11 protein-coding genes are annotated in these 16,220 nt (G+C 63.9%); 9 read left to right on the top strand and 2 right to left on the bottom strand.

Annotation, left to right across the window (positions count from 1 at the left end; translation table 11 throughout):
* Nucleotides 1–108: 108 nt before the first annotated feature.
* Entirely contained in the window at nucleotides 109–1,245 is a 1,137-nt protein-coding gene (locus N2605_RS05105; protein ID WP_260345974.1) for an alpha/beta hydrolase family protein, read from the top strand.
* Nucleotides 1,246–1,297: 52 nt separating this feature from the next.
* Nucleotides 1,298–2,068, top strand: coding sequence for a transglycosylase SLT domain-containing protein (locus tag N2605_RS05100; RefSeq protein ID WP_260345973.1), 771 nt, complete (start codon nucleotides 1,298–1,300; stop codon nucleotides 2,066–2,068).
* Between the two features lie 68 nt (nucleotides 2,069–2,136).
* On the opposite strand, the gene N2605_RS05095 is transcribed toward N2605_RS05100, so the two are convergent.
* Nucleotides 2,137–2,940, bottom strand: coding sequence for a response regulator transcription factor (locus tag N2605_RS05095; protein ID WP_036024738.1), 804 nt, complete (start codon nucleotides 2,938–2,940; stop codon nucleotides 2,137–2,139).
* A 247-nt stretch (nucleotides 2,941–3,187) separates the two neighbouring features.
* Between N2605_RS05095 and N2605_RS05090 the strand changes: the two genes are divergently transcribed.
* Nucleotides 3,188–4,036: an MBL fold metallo-hydrolase gene (locus tag N2605_RS05090; RefSeq protein WP_109145042.1), complete on the top strand. Its 849-nt coding sequence runs from the start codon at nucleotides 3,188–3,190 to the stop codon at nucleotides 4,034–4,036.
* 62 nt (nucleotides 4,037–4,098) lie between these two features.
* Here N2605_RS05090 and N2605_RS05085 read toward each other — a convergent pair whose 3' ends face one another.
* Nucleotides 4,099–4,986: an aldose 1-epimerase family protein gene (locus tag N2605_RS05085; protein ID WP_260345971.1), complete on the bottom strand. Its 888-nt coding sequence runs from the start codon at nucleotides 4,984–4,986 to the stop codon at nucleotides 4,099–4,101.
* A gap of 181 nt (nucleotides 4,987–5,167) precedes the next feature.
* Between N2605_RS05085 and N2605_RS05080 the strand changes: the two genes are divergently transcribed.
* The 6 genes from N2605_RS05080 (at nucleotide 5,168) to N2605_RS05055 (ending at nucleotide 16,139) form a co-directional block, all read left to right on the top strand.
* Entirely contained in the window at nucleotides 5,168–6,271 is a 1,104-nt protein-coding gene (locus N2605_RS05080; protein WP_260347409.1) for a glycosyltransferase family 4 protein, read from the top strand.
* Between the two features lie 253 nt (nucleotides 6,272–6,524).
* Entirely contained in the window at nucleotides 6,525–7,664 is a 1,140-nt protein-coding gene (locus N2605_RS05075) for a glycosyltransferase (protein WP_260345970.1), read from the top strand.
* Nucleotides 7,664–9,004, top strand: coding sequence for a hypothetical protein (locus tag N2605_RS05070; RefSeq protein WP_225186845.1), 1,341 nt, complete (start codon nucleotides 7,664–7,666; stop codon nucleotides 9,002–9,004). Before N2605_RS05075 ends, N2605_RS05070 begins: the two co-directional genes overlap by 1 nt.
* A 30-nt stretch (nucleotides 9,005–9,034) precedes the next feature.
* Complete coding sequence (locus N2605_RS05065; protein WP_036013938.1) at nucleotides 9,035–10,303, top strand: glycosyltransferase family 4 protein; 1,269 nt, start codon at nucleotides 9,035–9,037, stop codon at nucleotides 10,301–10,303.
* A complete protein-coding gene (locus N2605_RS05060) occupies nucleotides 10,300–11,691 on the top strand; it encodes a hypothetical protein (RefSeq protein ID WP_225188466.1) in 1,392 nt (463 codons plus the stop codon). The genes N2605_RS05065 and N2605_RS05060 overlap by 4 nt, the downstream gene beginning before the upstream one ends.
* A 539-nt stretch (nucleotides 11,692–12,230) precedes the next feature.
* The gene (locus N2605_RS05055) at nucleotides 12,231–16,139 is read left to right on the top strand and encodes an RHS repeat domain-containing protein (protein WP_260345969.1); all 3,909 of its coding nucleotides are present in this window, start codon (nucleotides 12,231–12,233) and stop codon (nucleotides 16,137–16,139) included.
* Nucleotides 16,140–16,220 lie beyond the last annotated feature (81 nt).

Below are 16,220 nucleotides of genomic sequence, written 5' to 3'. Positions count from 1 at the left end.
GCCAAGGGCACAACACGCGCGACAGGGAAGGCGTTCCTTGGAGGCGCTGCAGTCCCCATGAGCGGCCTTCGTGCTATGCTCGGCAGCACCGCCCTTTCGAATCGTCTGATGATCCCATCGCGCAAGCTGCTCGTGCTGATCGCCGGCCTCGTCCTGGCCGGTGCACCGGCGCGCGCCGCGGAGTTCTACACCGAGGACCTGCGCATCCCGATGGCGGAGGCCGGACCGCAGGGGCTGGAGGCCTTCCTGGTGCGGCCCGTGGGGACCAAGCGCTATCCCCTGGCGCTGCTCAGCCACGGCTCGCCGCGCAAGTTCGAGGACCGCGCGACCATGTCGGCGCACAAATATTATGGCATCGCGCTGGAGTACGCCCGGCGCGGCTTTGCGGCGCTGGTGGTGATGCGGCGCGCCTACGGCACCTCGCCGGGCGGGCGCGTCGACAGCGTCGGCGGTTGCGCAAAGGCCGCGTACCTGCCGGCGGCCGCCGTCGCGGTTGCCGATCTGCGCGCCGCGATCGATGCGATGGCGCACCGGGGCGACGTGACGACATCGGGCATGATCGCGGCCGGCCATTCCGCAGGCGGCCTTGCAACGGTGGCGCTGAGCGCACAGGCGCCGGCGGGCCTCGTCGCCGCAATCAATTTTGCCGGCGGCCGCGGCTCGCGCAACGACGACGATGTCTGCAATCCGGATGGGCTGGTGCAGGCCTTCGCCACCTTCGGCAAGACCTCGCGCGTGCCGATGCTGTGGGTCTATGCCAGCAACGATTCCTATTTCGGTCCCGACCTCGCGCGCCGGCTCCATGACGGATTTCGCGCGGGCGGCGGCAATGCGAGGTTCGTCGCGGCGCCGGCTTACGGCGAAGACGGGCATTATCTCTATTCGGTCGCGGGCCGGCCGCAATGGACACCGTATCTCGACGCCTTCCTGCGCGAGCGCGGGCTCGGCCATGACCTCCTGAGCCTGCCCGATCCGCTGCCGCCGCCACGCCAGCTCAACGAGGCCGCGCGGGCCGAGTTCGCGCGCTATCTCGCCAGCCTGCTGCCGCACAAGGCCTTTGCGGTGTCGCCGAACGGCGGCTACGGCTGGCGCGCCGGACGGGCGACGACTGAGGAGGCCCGGCGCGACTCGCTGGCAGCCTGCATGAAATGGTCGCCCAGCTGCACGCTCTATGCGGTCGATGACCAGCTGGCGGAGCCGTCGCAGGCCAGATCCACCGACCAGAGCGCCCGCGCGCGACCGTGACGCACACACGCCTGAGGCCGGTTTGTTAACTCCGGCGCTCTATGACAGGCCCATGCTGCGGGATTGGGCACGCTTCATTCTCGGCGCGACGTGGAGGCACGTCGCGGTCGTCCTGCTCGTGTCGGCTCCGATCGGCGCACATGCGGCTGACGGCAGCAGCGAGCTCGGCGCCGGCGAAACGCCGTCGTCGCGGACCACGATCCGGAAGATCATCGAGAGGGAAACCAAGAGCACCAATCTGCCGGCCGATATCGCCGAGGCGGTCATCTTCGTCGAAAGCGGCTACAACCCGGCGGTCATCGGCAGCGCGGGCGAAATCGGCCTGATGCAGGTGCGCCCCGAGACCGCGGCGATGCTGGGCTTCCGCGGCAGCAGCGCGGAGCTGGCCGAACCCGACGTCAACATCCATTACGGGGTGCTCTATCTCAGCCAAGCCTGGCGGCTTTCGGGCGGGGACCTCTGCCGCGCGCTGATGAAATACCGGGCGGGTCTTGGCGAAGTGGAGATGAGCGCGCGGTCGCAGGTCTATTGCAACCGGGCCCGCAACCGGCTTGTCGCGATGAGCGCGATGCCGGGAGAGCGCGAAGCTGCGGCTGCTCCGGATCCGGCGTCCACGGTTGCAGCTGCCGTTGCGGTTGCGGCTGCGGCGCCCGTGAAACCGGCGAGCCGCCCGAAGATGCCGGTGCAGCCGAAGGCGGTCTATACCCGCTATCGTCAAGGCACCGCGGCCGCCAGCCGCGCCTATTGGGCGGCCCATGAGGCCAGGGTCAGCCGGATCAAGGCGCGCATCGAAGCACGTTGGAAGCGCGTCGCATCGCGCTGACGGCGATGTTGCTATTGTCTGAGCATGATCTTGCCGGAAAACCGCTGCACGCTTTTCCGGATCTTGCGCTACAGCCGCTCGCTGAGCGCGAGCTTGTAGCCGACGCCGGTGACGGTCGCGATCACGGGCGTGCCGCTGCCGACGAGCTTGCGGCGCAGCCGCGCCACCAGCGCATCGACGGTGCGGATGTCGACTTCGGCCTGGCGGTTGCTGACCACCTCGATCAGATAGTCGCGGCTGAGCGGCCTGCCGTCGGCGCCGACGAGCGCCGCCAGCAGGTCGAATTCGGCGCGCGTCAGCGCCACCGGCTTGCCGTCGTTGCCGAGCAATTCGCGCCGGGTCAGGTCGATGATCCAGTCGCCGAACGCGATCGAATTGTGGTTGCGCGCCGCCTTGCGGTCGATCGAGCGACGCCGCAGCACGCTGCGCGCACGCGCGAGCAGATCGCGCAGGTTGATCGGCTTGGTGACGTAATGGTCGCCGGCGACCTCGAGGCCGAGGATGCGGTCGACGTCGGTGTCGCGCCGCGTCACGAAGATGATGCCCGCGTTGCTGGTGGCCTGGATCTCCTTGGCGAGCTCGAAGCCGTCCCCGTCAGGCAGTTGCACGTCGAGGAAGACGAGATCGGTGCGCGCGCGCAGCGCCTGACGGCACTCCGTGCAGGTGCCGGCGCCGACCACGTCGAAATTGTTGTCGCTGAAATAGTCGACCAGCATGGTCCGCGTCACCGGATCGTCCTCGACGACGATCAGCCGCTCGCGGCCGGGCGGACGAGCGGAAGCTACCGCCGTCCTGGCGGTCCCATGTGCCTGCGTCCCGACCTGCAGATTCAAGTCGCCGCGCAACGCGCCGTCATGTGAACGGGCATTCACAGCCTGTTCGAGCCCCCGAAATTGCCTGCCGCGATACTGGGCGCGTTGTGATGCGCAAACAATATTGGTCATGCTCTTGGCACATTAAGTATGAATTGGCCCACAATTCTCATTTTGCGCACCGTCGCGCCGGCAGTCTCCCGATTTTCGGAAAAGCAGATCGTACTTCGGGCGGCGCTCTGCGGCTTGCTCCCCTGTGAGCTTCGCATCTACTGTGCCTCCAAAAGCCTGCACTCGGAGGTGGCGCATGGAGGTCATACTGCTCGGCACCGGCGGCCCGCGCCCGGACCCGCGCCGCATGGCGACGACCACGCTGATCAGGCTTGGCGAGGAGAACATCCTGTTCGACGCCGGCCGTGGCGTCATGGTGCAGCTTCACAAGGCCGGCGTGCCGCTCGGCGCCATCAACACGGTCTTCCTCACCCATCACCATTTCGACCACATCGGCGATCTCTACGATGTGATGTTGAATTCGTGGATGCACGGGCGCAAGGACGATCTCCGCATCTATGGGCCGCCGGACACTGAGCGGCTCGTCAACACGCTCATCACGCAGGTCTACGACAAGGACATCATCTGGCGGGACCAGGGCGAGCCGAGCTTCGGCGGCTGGAAGCCGGTCGCCGCAACGGACATCATCCCAGGCCCCGTGCTCGACACCGGTCGCTGGAAGATCAGTGCCGAACTGGTCTCGCATGGCGATGGCCTCGACATGCCGCCGGCCTTTCTGGCGCGCTGGATCTGTCTCGGCTATCGCTTCGAAGCGGAAGGCAAGGTCATTGCTATTTCCGGCGACACCGTCCCCTGCCCCGGGCTCGAGCGGCTGGCCGAGGGAGCCGACCTGCTGGTGCAGTGCTGCTTCCTCGCCACGCCGGAGATCAACAACGAGCATTTGCGCCGGCTTGCGAAATACACGATCGCCTGCGGCGACACGGTCGGGAAGATCGCGGCCAGAGCCGGCGTCAAGAAGCTCGCGCTGACCCATCACCGTCCGCGCACCGACGATGCCATGCTGAACGCATTGCTTGATGACGTCAGGCGGGACTATGCAGGACCGGTCGTGCTCGGCGAGGATCTCACGCGCATCGAGGTCTGAGGATGATCGAAGATCGAAGCACGCGCGCCGCAACAAATCATGCGTGCGGAAGCCGTTCGGCGTCAGGACGATCCGACCTCGATCCGGTAGGATAATTCTTCCTCAGCGCCCGGCGCGATGTGCATCAGTCCCGGCTTGTCGGCGAACTCGCCATGGAAGCCGGCGGGACTTGCGTAGCCGCGCCAGGGCTCGATACAGAGGAACGGCGCGCCTGACGGTTTCGACCAGACGCCGAGCTCGCGAAATCCGCGCCAGGACATTTTCAGCCATGGCCCGGTCGATGCACCTCCCGCCGCGGCATAGCGGACCGAAGTGCTCTCGATGCGGTCGAAGATGATGGCGTCGTCGACGAACAGGGAGTCCGACAAGGGAAGCGAGGTGCCTTTGACCGGGCTCGGCTCCGCTGCCGGCCGCAGCAATCCACCTTCGAGACGGCGGACCGGAGACGGTTCGGCGCTCGCGAAAGTCAGCGCATGGCTCTCCTTCGCCGCACCGGGCTGCAGCGGCCAATTGAAGGCGGGATGACCGCCGAGCGAGGCCGGCAACGTCTCCTTGCCGGTGTTGGCGATCGTGAGCGTCAGATCGAGGCCGGACTCATCGATCGCATAGGCCGCCGTCAGCCGGAACGGGAACGGATAGAGCGCGCGCGTCGTCTCATTATCATCGAGCACCAGGGTGCAGCGGCTCTCGCCGCGTTCTGCCCACACGAAGCGGCTGTCGCGGGCGAAGCCGTGCTGCGTCATCCGATACGTCCTGCCCTGATGCCGCAATTCGTCGTTGGCAAGGCGCCCGACGATCGGAAACAGCAGCGGCGCGTGACGCGGCCATTCCGGCCCCGCCTGCCAAAGGAATTCGGTGCCGCCGCCCTTCAGCGAGCAGAGCTCGGCGCCGTGCGCCTTGACGGTCGCGGTGAGCGAGCCGCAGCGGAAGGAGTGGGTGTCATCGGTCATGGCCGACCTCTACACCCCGGCCTGGCACGCAGCAAGGCGACGCCGGGCCATGCAGGCGGCGCCTCCGAGCCATGCCCGGCTGCGTCATATTTCTGTACCTAACGATTGCTCACGTGCGGCTCCTCCACCGCGAGCTCCCCGCGAACCCGGCCGGAACTCCATGAACCATCGTGGTCCCCAATTGAAATTCTTCATCAACGGCCGCTTTCTGTCGCAAAAGCTCACGGGCGTGCAGCGTTATGCCGCTGAAATGGTCAAGGCGATCGACGTGCTGCTCGCGTCGGAGCAGATTCCGGCCTCGCTGCGCAACGCAGACTGGCAATTGTTGAAGCCCGCGGATGCAAGCGAGGAACTTGATCTCGACCGGATCAGGATTCGCGCTGTCGGCCGGCTGCATGGGCACGCGTGGGATCAAATCGATCTCGCCCGCGCTGCCGCCGGGAGCCGCTTGATCAGCCTGGCCAATTCCGGACCCGTCCTCCATCGCGACCACATTGTGGTGATTCACGACGCCCAGGTCTTTCGCAGGCCCGACTTCTTCAACTGGCGCTATCTGACCGTCCATCGCACGATGGGGCGGATGCTCGCCCGGCACGCAAGCATCGCAACGGTGTCGGGATTTTCCCGCAAGGAGCTTGCGGACGTGCTGAATCTCTCGGCATCGCGCATTCCCGTCTTCCCCAACAGCGCCGAGCACTTTGCAGCCACGCAGCCCGATCCCGGCATCCTGGCCCGACTCGGCGTTCAGCCGCAGAAGTTCTTCCTCTTCGTGGGCTCGAAAACCAAGAACAAGAACCTGTCCGTCGCGATCCGCGCCATCCAGCTGCTCGACCGGGCCGACGTTCCCCTGGTCATCGTCGGCGGCGACAACAGCAAGGTCTTTCAGGATAATTCGGGCGAAGGGGCTTCCGGCCTGGTGCTGGCCGGCCGTCTGACCGACAGCGAGATTGCCGCGCTCTATGCGCACGCATCGGCCTTCGTGTTTCCCTCGCTCTACGAGGGGTTCGGCGTGCCGCCGCTCGAAGCCATGATCTTCGGCTGCCCAGTCATCGCCTCGAGGGCCGACGCCGTCGTGGAGACGTGCAGCGACGCGGCTGCGTATTTTGACGCCACGGATGCCGAGGCGCTGAAGCAGCTCATGCTCGAAAGATTGGCAATCGGCGCGATCTCGGACCAGGAACGCCGACGGCAACAGGATCGCCTTGCACTCTATTCGTGGAAGAAATCGGCGAAGACGTTGCTCGATCACCTCGCAGTGCCGGCGAACGTCGCCAGCGCTGCGTGAAACACGGCGCGGTTCGCCTATCGCGCGCAACGGTTTTTGCATAAACGGTTTGCAACTCGCGGCTCTTTGCCTGGTTCCATGAAATTTCTTCTTCGTTCTTGCGATGATCGCAAGCACGAGCGCCTTGGCGCAACATCACCACATCGCTGCCCCAATATCGCTACGTATTCGAGGAACTGTGTTTCGCACTAGCGAACACAGAACAGGGATACAGATGTCCGGCTCTCCAACGCGGCCCTACGCAAGGCAAACGATGAAAGTGCTGCACATCGCCGAAACGATCCGTGGCGGGATCGCGAGCTATCTGAACGAGTTGCATCCTCAACAACAGGCCAGCTTCGGTGCCGAGAACGTACATTATGTCGTGCCGTCGGATCATCGGGGCGACCTTGGCGCGATCGATGACAACCAGATTACAACATTCGAACGATCCGGCCGCAGCGTCGCCGGCCTATTCCAGATGCTGCGTGCCAGCATGCAAGCGCTGGATGCCTTCAGACCGGACGTGGTGCACCTGCATTCTTCCTTTGCAGGGCTCGTGCTCCGGCCCGCGCTGGCAGCCCGCTCGGGCGGACCGCGCGTCGTCTATTGTCCGCACGGCTGGGCATTTTCGCGCGAGACCGGCCGCTTCAGTCATAAGCTGACGAAGGCGGCGGAGAACCTGCTTGCGCGCACCTCGGACCGAATCATCTGCATCTCCGGCGACGAGTACAACGAAGCCGTGCGCGCGGGAATTCCTGCCGACCGCCTCACCGTGGTCCACAACGGCATCTCGAAGAGCCGCACGCCGCAGCCCATCTCCGCGGACTGGACCTCTAAGAAGGTCAAGGTGCTGTTCATCGGACGCCTGGACCGGCAGAAGGGGTTCGATCTGCTGATCGAAGCGGCACGCGCGCTCGAGGATGTGCTGGACGTCCGCATGATCGGCGCCTCCGTCGTCAACAAGTACGAAGGTCCGACCGTCCCGTCCAACGTGTCCCTGTTGGGCTGGCTCGACCGCCCGACCATCGAGACCCAGCTCGAGGCCGCCGACCTCGTCGTGATTCCGTCACGATGGGAAGCCTTCGGCCTCGTTGCGCTCGAAGCGATGCGGGCGGCCAAACCCATCCTTGCGTTCCGCAGCGGCGCTTTGCCCGAGATCGTCGTCGATGGCGTCACCGGCGTGCTCTGCGAGCCCGTCGCGGTTCAGCCGCTCGTGAATGGTTTCCGGCGCGCACTCGATCTCGATCTCAAGGTGCTGGGACAGCGCGGCTACGACCGCTTCAAGCAGCTCTATGACGTCGAAAAGACGCATGCGCAATTGCAGCAGGTCTATGTCGAGCTGCTTCAGGACGACCGGACGCCCGTCGCAACGAAGGCGGCGCTGCAGTCGGATCTCTCCAAGAATTTCTGATGGCTGCACCGCTCCCACGCACCTTGGTTCGCGACAGTCTCCGCCTCGCGAGCCTCATCGCATCCATTCTCCTTCCGGTCTCGGTCTGCGCACAGCAGGCGCAACCGCTCGATGTCCGATTTCTGCTCGGGGTCGGCACGCATCAGGGGCTGGGCGGCCCGGTGAGCGCGCGCGGATACGTGCCTTCGGAAAACGTCGCCCAGATCAAGCAACTCGGTCTCAATTCCTTTCGCGATGATTTTCCCTGGTCCGAGTTCGAGGTTGGGGGACGCCGGATGGGCTTCACACCCCGACTTGGCAGGCTCGAAGCGCAAGTCAAGTCCGGCGTCGCGCGCCCTCTCCTGATCCTCGCCTTCGGCCATCATCTCGTTCCGAATTCCTCGCCACCGACGACGGACGAGGCGCGGCAGCGGTTCGCCGATTATGCGGCGGCGGCCGCGCAATCGGTGGTGGCGCAGCATCCGCTGTTCGAGCTTTGGAACGAATGGAACCTGGCGGCGAAGAAAGATCCTGCGTTCTCGCCGGAAAACTATCGGGCGCTTGCCGAGGTCACGCGGCCGGTAGTCAAGCGGGTGGCGCCGAATGCACCCTTCCTGGTCGGCGCCCTCGGCGACGATCTGGGCTGGACATGGACCGAGAAGATGCTGCGGACGGGCATTCTTCAATATGCGGACGGCGCATCGATCCATCTCTACAATTTCTGCATGGGCCCGAGCAAACGCACCTCGGCCGAAATCATCGACAGGCTGACGGCGTTTCACCGCCTGGTCGGCCAGGCGAGCGGAAACCCCGATTTTCCGATCTATGTCACCGAGACGGGGTGGACCACGGCTGCCACCAATAAATGCGGCGTCAGCGAACAAGCCCAGTCCGACAATAGTGCGCAGCTCATCTTGTGGGCATCAACCGCGGCGCGCTGGCTCAAAGGAATGTGGTTCTACGAACTCAAGGACAGTGGAAAGGACGCATCGGATCTGGAGCACAATTTCGGGCTCTACCGTTTCGACAATTCGCCGAAGCCCGTCGCCTGCGCGGTTCAGGGCGCCTGGGCTTTCATCCGCTCCAGCCTGAGCGCCGAGAAACGCGAGCTCGCCAGTGGCGTCGTGTCGATCAATGCAACGACGACGTCCGGCGCCAGAGTTGCGGTATGGTCCGAGACTCCCGAGCGGCGTTACGAGGTCCGGATCAAGGGGGATCAGGACGGCGCAACCTTTGCGATGCCGTGCGACTCGGCCGCAAGACCTGCGTCCGGTGCCTGGATTCCGGTTTCGACCACGCCGGTTCTCATTGCAGCGAGCAACGGTGCCATGCCCGCTTTGGAGATAAGGCCGGCGCGGTAAGCGCGATTTTGCAAGACATGAGGTTCAGTGATGAAAGTTCTTTTGACGTCCACTCTTTATCCGACGCCTCAGGCCCCCAAGATCGTCGGCGGTGCGGAGATCTTCGCGCGGCGCTTCGCCGAAGGCCTGGTGCAGCGCGGAGACGAGGTCGAGGTGATCCGCAGCGCATCCGCGCCCGAGCAGGCTCGTGAAAGCTGCAACGGCATCAACGTCTATTCTGCGCCGGTGCGCAACTTCCATCTGCCCTTCTCGCTGCCGAAGAACATCGTAAAGCGCAGCATCTGGCATGCGGTCGACGACTGGCAGATGCAGGCGCCGCTGATAGCGGAACGCATCCGGGCCTTCAAGCCGGACGTGCTGCACTCCAACAATTTGTCGGGTCTCACCACCGCGATCTGGCGCGTCGCCGCCCAGCTCGGCGTGCCGGTGCTGCATACGCTTCACGATTATTATCTGACCTGCCCGCGCTGCTCGCGCTTCGACAAGGGACGCTCTTGCGAGCACACCTGCACGAGCTGCGGGATCCTGACCTTCCATCGCAAGCGGGCGACGCACTGGCTGAGCGCCGTGGTCGGCGTGAGCGAGCGCGTGCTGTCGATCCATACCGACATGGGCATGTTCGCGGAGACGCCGATCCGAACCGTGATCCGCAACGCCTCGACCGAGCCGCCGCGCGAGCCCTACCCTCGCCCGGTCTGCACCACGGAAGTGACGTTCGGGTTCATCGGCCGCCTCACTGAGGAGAAGGGCATCGACAACCTGATGCATGCCCTTGCCATGCTGCCCCCCGACCGCATCCGAATGATGATCGCCGGCCGGGTCAGCGAGGAGGAGCAGCGCCGCCTCAAGGCGCTCGCGCCGGATGCGCGCATCGAGTTCATGGGCTTCGTGGCGCCGGACGATTTCTACAGGCAGGTCGACGTGGTGGTCGCGCCCTCGATCTGGCACGACCCCGGTCCACTCGTCGTCGCAGATGCCAAGGCGGCCGGCAGGCCGCTGCTCGGAACGCGCTTTGGCGGCATGCCCGAGGTCATCGAGCACGGCGTGACGGGCTGGCTGACCGAAGCCGATCCGCAATCCCTGGCCGACAGCATGCTCGCAGTCGCCTCCGATCCGCACAAGATCGACGAGATCAGCCGGCGCCTGATCGCGGATACCAACAAATGGGTATTTGCCGACGTGCTGTCATCCTACAAGAATCTGTACGAGCAACTGCGCGAGCAACGGATGTCGCGCGTGCGCGCAGCAACGACTGAAGCGCCGCGGGCCGTCGGCAAGGAGCGCCTCATTCCGAGATGACACGCCTCTTCGCGATGGCGGGCTACCTCTATCAGAGCGCCGCGGCGATCATCCTGATCTTCGCGATCAGTCATCTGTTGCCCGCCTCCGACTACACCAATTTCTCGCTGGCACTGGCCTCGAGCCAGTTGCTCTGCGTCCTGATGTTCGAGTGGCTGCAACTCGCCGGATTGCGTTTTCTGGCAGCAGCCGGGGAGAACGAGGCGGCGCGGCTGAGGTGGTCGCTCTTTGCCGCGGGCCTGTCGAGCGCAGGCGCGCTCGTCGTGGTCGGCGGCTGCGCATCTCTGGCCAGCGTACTCCCGGCCGGGATCATCGCGCTGGGCCTCGGCATATCCGTGCTTCAGGGCCTGACCGACCTCTATTTGCTGTCGGTCCGCCTGTCCGACCGGCTGGGTGTCGCCTCCTCTCTCCTGGCGTTTCGCGCTACCGCCCTTCTGACCGGAGCCGCCGCGGGTGCGGCGATTTGGGGAACGGCGGAAGCGGCGCTGCTTGGCGTCAGTGCGGGCCACGCCCTGGGCCTGCTCGCGGGGCTGGTGGCCTATCGCACCCCCCTGGAGCGCGTTCCGCTGCGGACGATGCTGGCCGACTGGAAGGATTTCTCCCGCTACGGCATGCTGGCGGCGGGTGCGTCCGTCATCCATCTCTCGGTGCCGGTGCTGCTCCGCTTCATCATCATCGGCCGGCTGGGCGCGACGGGCGCCGGCGCCGGATTCTCGATTGCGCTCGACCTGCTGCAACGCCCGTTCTGGGTCCTCAATGCAGCGATCCACACCGTGAGCTATCCCGATGTCGTGAAGGATTTCGAGCACGGAACCGTCATGAAGTCGGTGCAATCGACGCGGCGAATGTTCGAGTTCATGGTCTGCACGACCCTCGTGCTGCTCGGCGGTCTCGTCGGCTTCATTCCGGATGCAGCCCGTATCCTGGTGCCGCGGGAGAGCCTTGATGGCTTCCTGACGACGGCACCTGTTGTGGCCGTCTTCTATTTCCTGCACACGCATCTCCAGGCGACCGTCGCGGTCGTTCCGCACCTGGAGAAGCTCGCAACGAGGCTCGTGATCGTTGCGGCCGGCCAGCTCGCGATCGTCGCTGCCGTCGCGCTGGCCGCGGCATGGGCCGGCCTGTCGCCGCACCAGGCGGTCGGCTGCGCTTGCCTCGCCACGCTGGCAGCGATTCTGTTTGCGCTCGGTCCGACCCTGCGGTTCGAGGCATTCCCGCGCTGGTCACTGGTCGCGCAGGCGCTGGTGGCCGCCGTCCTGATCGGATCACTCGGCGCGATGCCGACCGAGCCCGCGACATGGCTTGCCGGCAAGATCGTGATCGCCGCGCTCGCAACGGCGATCGTCGGATGGCGCGGTGACTTTCTGATGCTGGCCCGTCGCGGCTAGCCCAATTCGCCGCATCCGGCACGGATCGGAACACAGCGGGCGAGCAACTGAGCCGTTGGGCCACGGCTCAAATTCAGGTCCTGGACGGAACCATTGCGCCTCCCCGATCAAACCAAGCGGTCATATCCGGGAAAATACGGATACAACCAGTGCGATAAAATCTTTCAGATTGATCGCCCATGAAAATGGCATCTGCCGACTCCCTGTGCCATCCGATGACGCAGACGAAAGAGACGCACCCCACCGCCGCGTTCGTATGACACGCTCTCAAGCCGAAGCGTTGGATCGAACTCGCACGGCTTGCGCATATATTTAGCAGCGTGAATCGTGGAAATCTTGAAAGCGCCATTCTCACGCCATCCTGCACGGGCATCGCATCAGCATTCTGCTGCAACACGAGTCGAGCTGTTCCTGCACAAGGAACCGCATTTCACTCGCGATTTGTAGCTTCGATTTTTATCTGAAATTCACACTCGACAGAGAAGCTTCGACGCAAATCCCTGCGAGCAATTTCGTTCGCGCTGAAACCCGAGTTTGCAATGCCTGATCAAACCATCCTGTCCGCCAGCGGCTTCATCAACTCCATCGGCGTCAACACGCACGCCGGTTTCGGATGGACCGGCTACAACAACCTCGCGCTGATGGCCGACAGCCTCGAATATATCGGCGTCACCCATCTCCGCGACGCGATGGGCACGAACCCCGCTGCGCAGCCGGTCGTCGAGGGCCTGGCCGCCGCCGGCTACAAGTTCGACTTTCTGGTATCGTCTGCGCTGCCCCAGTCCGGTACGGTCGGGTTGCAGAACTACATCGCCTCGCTCCAAAAATTCGCGACGAGCTATTCGGGTAGCATCACCGCCATCGAGGGGCTCAACGAGGCCAATCACCAGCCCTTCAGCTACAATGGCAGCTCCAGCCTTTCGGCCGCGGCCCAGTTCCAGAGTGCGCTCTATCAGGCCGTCAATGCCAACGCGACGCTCGCCAGCATCCCCGTCTACAATCTGTCACTGGCCTACAACGATCCGCAAGGCTACAGCCAGCTCGGCAACATGTCGGGCTCGGTCGACTATGCCAACGCCCACGCTTATGTCAGCACCGGCCTCAATCCGAGCAGCTCCATTGCGGCGACGCTGAGCGCCGTCATGGCCGCGGCTCCGGGAAAGCCTGTCGTCATCACGGAAACCGGCTACACCACGCAAAACAACACCCAGTATCTCGGCGCCAACGAGACGGTGCAGGCCAAATCGATCCTGAACACGCTTGTCGTCGCCTACAAGGCCGGCGTGAGTGCAACTTACCTCTACGAGCTGTTCGACCGCGACTCGTCTGCAGCCAACACCAATCCGGAAGCCAATTTCGGATTGTTCAATTCCGACGGCACGCCCAAGCTCGCCGCGACGGCGATTCACAACCTGACGACCATTCTGGCCGACGACGGCAAGGGCGGCCTGCAGCCGACTGACCCATTGAACTACACGTTGAGCAACATGCCGGCCACCGGCAACAGCATGGTGCTCGGCAAGAGCAATGGCGCCTACGAACTCGTCGTCTGGGCCGAGCCGAAGCTCTGGAACGATGCCACCGATACCGAGCTGTCCAATGCGGCCCAGACGGTGACGGTGAACCTCGGCGCCGTCCATCATACCGTGAAGGTGTACGACACGCTGACCGGCACCACAGCGATCGCCAGCTACACCGACGTCAGCACCATCACCATTCCGGTCAGCGATCACCCTGTGATCATCGAGATCGACGCGCCCCCGACCACGCCGCCCGCCCCGGACACAAGGACCAGCGTCACCGGAACGGCTGCGGAGATCGTACCGCAACTGTCCGATCTGAGCGACTCGACGGCGCTGCAGACAATCACCCTGACCGACTCCCACGTCCTGCAGGTCGCGTCGAAGGCGACCATGGACTACATGATCGCCCATTACGGCAACGCGCTCTCGAAGATCCAGGGCGGATATTCGTTCTCGGTGACGAACTCGGCGGCGACCTGGACCAGCACGAGGACTTACGATTCGAGCGGCAAGCTGCTCTCGAAATCCGACACCGGCCTCAATTCAAGCGGACAGCCGACCTCGACCACCATCGTCCACAGCGACGGCTCCAAGGACGTGATCAGCTACACCGGCGGCGTGCAGACGAAGTTCGTTCATGTCGGAACCGACGCAACCCGGACAACCGACACCTACAACACGGCCGGCACCCTGCTGAGCGAAGTCGTCCAGAAGCCCGACGGCTATTACTCCACCACGCTCTACACCAACGGCGTGAAGACAGCCGCCTACGTCAAGAACGCGGACCGCTCGCAGGACAACTATACCTACAACATCACGGGCAAGAGCTTCACCACCCAGGTGCAGCATCTCGACGCTTCGGGGAAGGTCACTTCGGTGATCCGCAGCCATGCCGACGGCTCGCTGGACTCGACCCAGGTCTACAATAGTGACGGCAGCAGCGTGATCACGTTGTACAGCGCCACGGGAGTGAAACTGATCGAGACGGCCTACCATGCCGATCGCAGCAAGGATGTCTGGACGTACAACATCAAGGACCAGAACTATACGACCCAGCACGACGTCTACGATTCGACCGGATTCCTCACGACCCTGACGCGCCTGCATGCCGACGGCAGCCTGGCCTTCGAGCTGATGCAGACCGCCGACGGCACCAAGACGACCAACTGGTACAATGCCGCCGGCAGCCTCACCAGCGAGGTGGTCCAAAAGGCCGACGGCTTCGCCTCGACAACCCTCTACAGCAACGGCGTCAAGACAAAAGTTTACATCAAGAACGCCGACGGTAGTCTGGACAACTATGCCTATGGCATCACCGGCCAGAGCTACACCACGCTGATCCAGCACATCGATCCGTCCGGCAAGGTCACGTCCGTCACCCGCAAGCACGCGGACGGCACGCTCGACTATACCCAGGTCGTCAACAACGACGGGAGCAGCGTCGTCACCATCTATGACTCGACGGGAGTACGGACGAAACAATCCGAGTACCACGCTGATGGCAGCAAGGATGTCTTCCTCTACAACATCACCGGCCAGAACTACACGACCGAACACAATGTCTACGATGCAACCGGCTTCCTCACGACGCTGATCCGGAAGCACGCGGACGGCAGCATGGCGTTCAAGCTGGTGCAGAGCAAGGACGGGACCAAGACGACGGACTGGTACGATGCCAAGGGGGTCCTCACCAGCGAGGTGATCACGAAGGCCGACGGTTACAGCTCGACAACGGTCTATACCAACGGCCTGAAAACTGCGGCCTACATCACCAATGCCGACCTGAGCCAAGACAATTACACCTACAACATCACCGGTCAGAGCTATGCCACGCAGCACCAGCATCTCGATCCGACCGGCAAAACGACGGAGGTGACCCGCTGGCACGCCGACGGCACGCTCGACTATACCCAGGTCGTCGGCAGCGACGGTGGCAGCGTCGTGACCAATTACGACGCTTCAGGCCTCAAGAAGATACAAACCGACTATCACTCCGACGGCTCGAGGGATGTCTATCTCTTCAACGTCGTCGGTCAGAACTACACGAAAGAGCACGATACCTACGATACCACCGGTTTCCTGACGCACATCGTGCGGACCCACGCCGACGACAGCCTGGCATTCACCCTTGTGCAGAGCGCCGACGGCACCAAGACCTCGGGCTGGTATGACGCCAAAGGAATTATCACCAGCGAGGTGACGACCAAGAGCGACGGCTACAGTTCCACCACGGTCTACACCGGCGGTATCAAGACCGCTGCCTATATCAAGAACGCCGACGGCACGTCGGACAACTGGAACTACAACATCACAGGCCAGTCCTACACGACGCAGCACCAGCACCTCGATGCCTCGGGCAAGATCGTCGAGATCACAAGGACCCACGCCGACGGCAGTCTGGACTATACCCAGGTCATCAACAATGACGGCAGCAAGCTGACCGACATCTATAACAGCGCCGGCATCAAGACCCAGGAGATCGCCAGCCACGCCGACGGCTCGAGGGACGTCTTCCTGTTCAACTTCAACGGACAGGCCGGCGTCACGCAGCACGAGAGCTACAACACCGCCAAGGCGCTCGAGTTCATCGATCAGACCAAGTCCGATGGCACCCACAACGTCACGGCCGTCGCCAGCGGCGTGACGATCCAGGGCGGGGCCGGCAATGACGTGTTCTCGGCGGCGCCGAACTCGACGACCATCGCGTACGACCACGGCCAGGACCAGATCCTCAACTTCCAGGCCGGCAGCGGGACGACGCACGACACGATCGCGATCTCGAAACTGCTGGCGGAGGACTACGGCCAGCTCCAGATCACGCAGTCCGGCACGAACGCGCTCATCACGTTCTCGGCGACCGACTCGATTCTGCTGAAGAACGTCTACGTCTCCAGCCTGACGAGCCACGACTTCGTGTTCGTTTGAGCCGGTGAGACCTGCCCAAACGGGCGCCAACGTCGCTGGGGCCGGGACCATGTCCCGGCCCCTGATCGCTCGTTGGTCGGG

This window comes from Bradyrhizobium yuanmingense (assembly GCF_025200905.1).
Taxonomy (GTDB): domain Bacteria; phylum Pseudomonadota; class Alphaproteobacteria; order Rhizobiales; family Xanthobacteraceae; genus Bradyrhizobium; species Bradyrhizobium yuanmingense.
The sequence above is the reverse complement of the archived record's forward strand: the minus strand, read 5'-3'. Positions and strand labels throughout refer to the sequence as shown.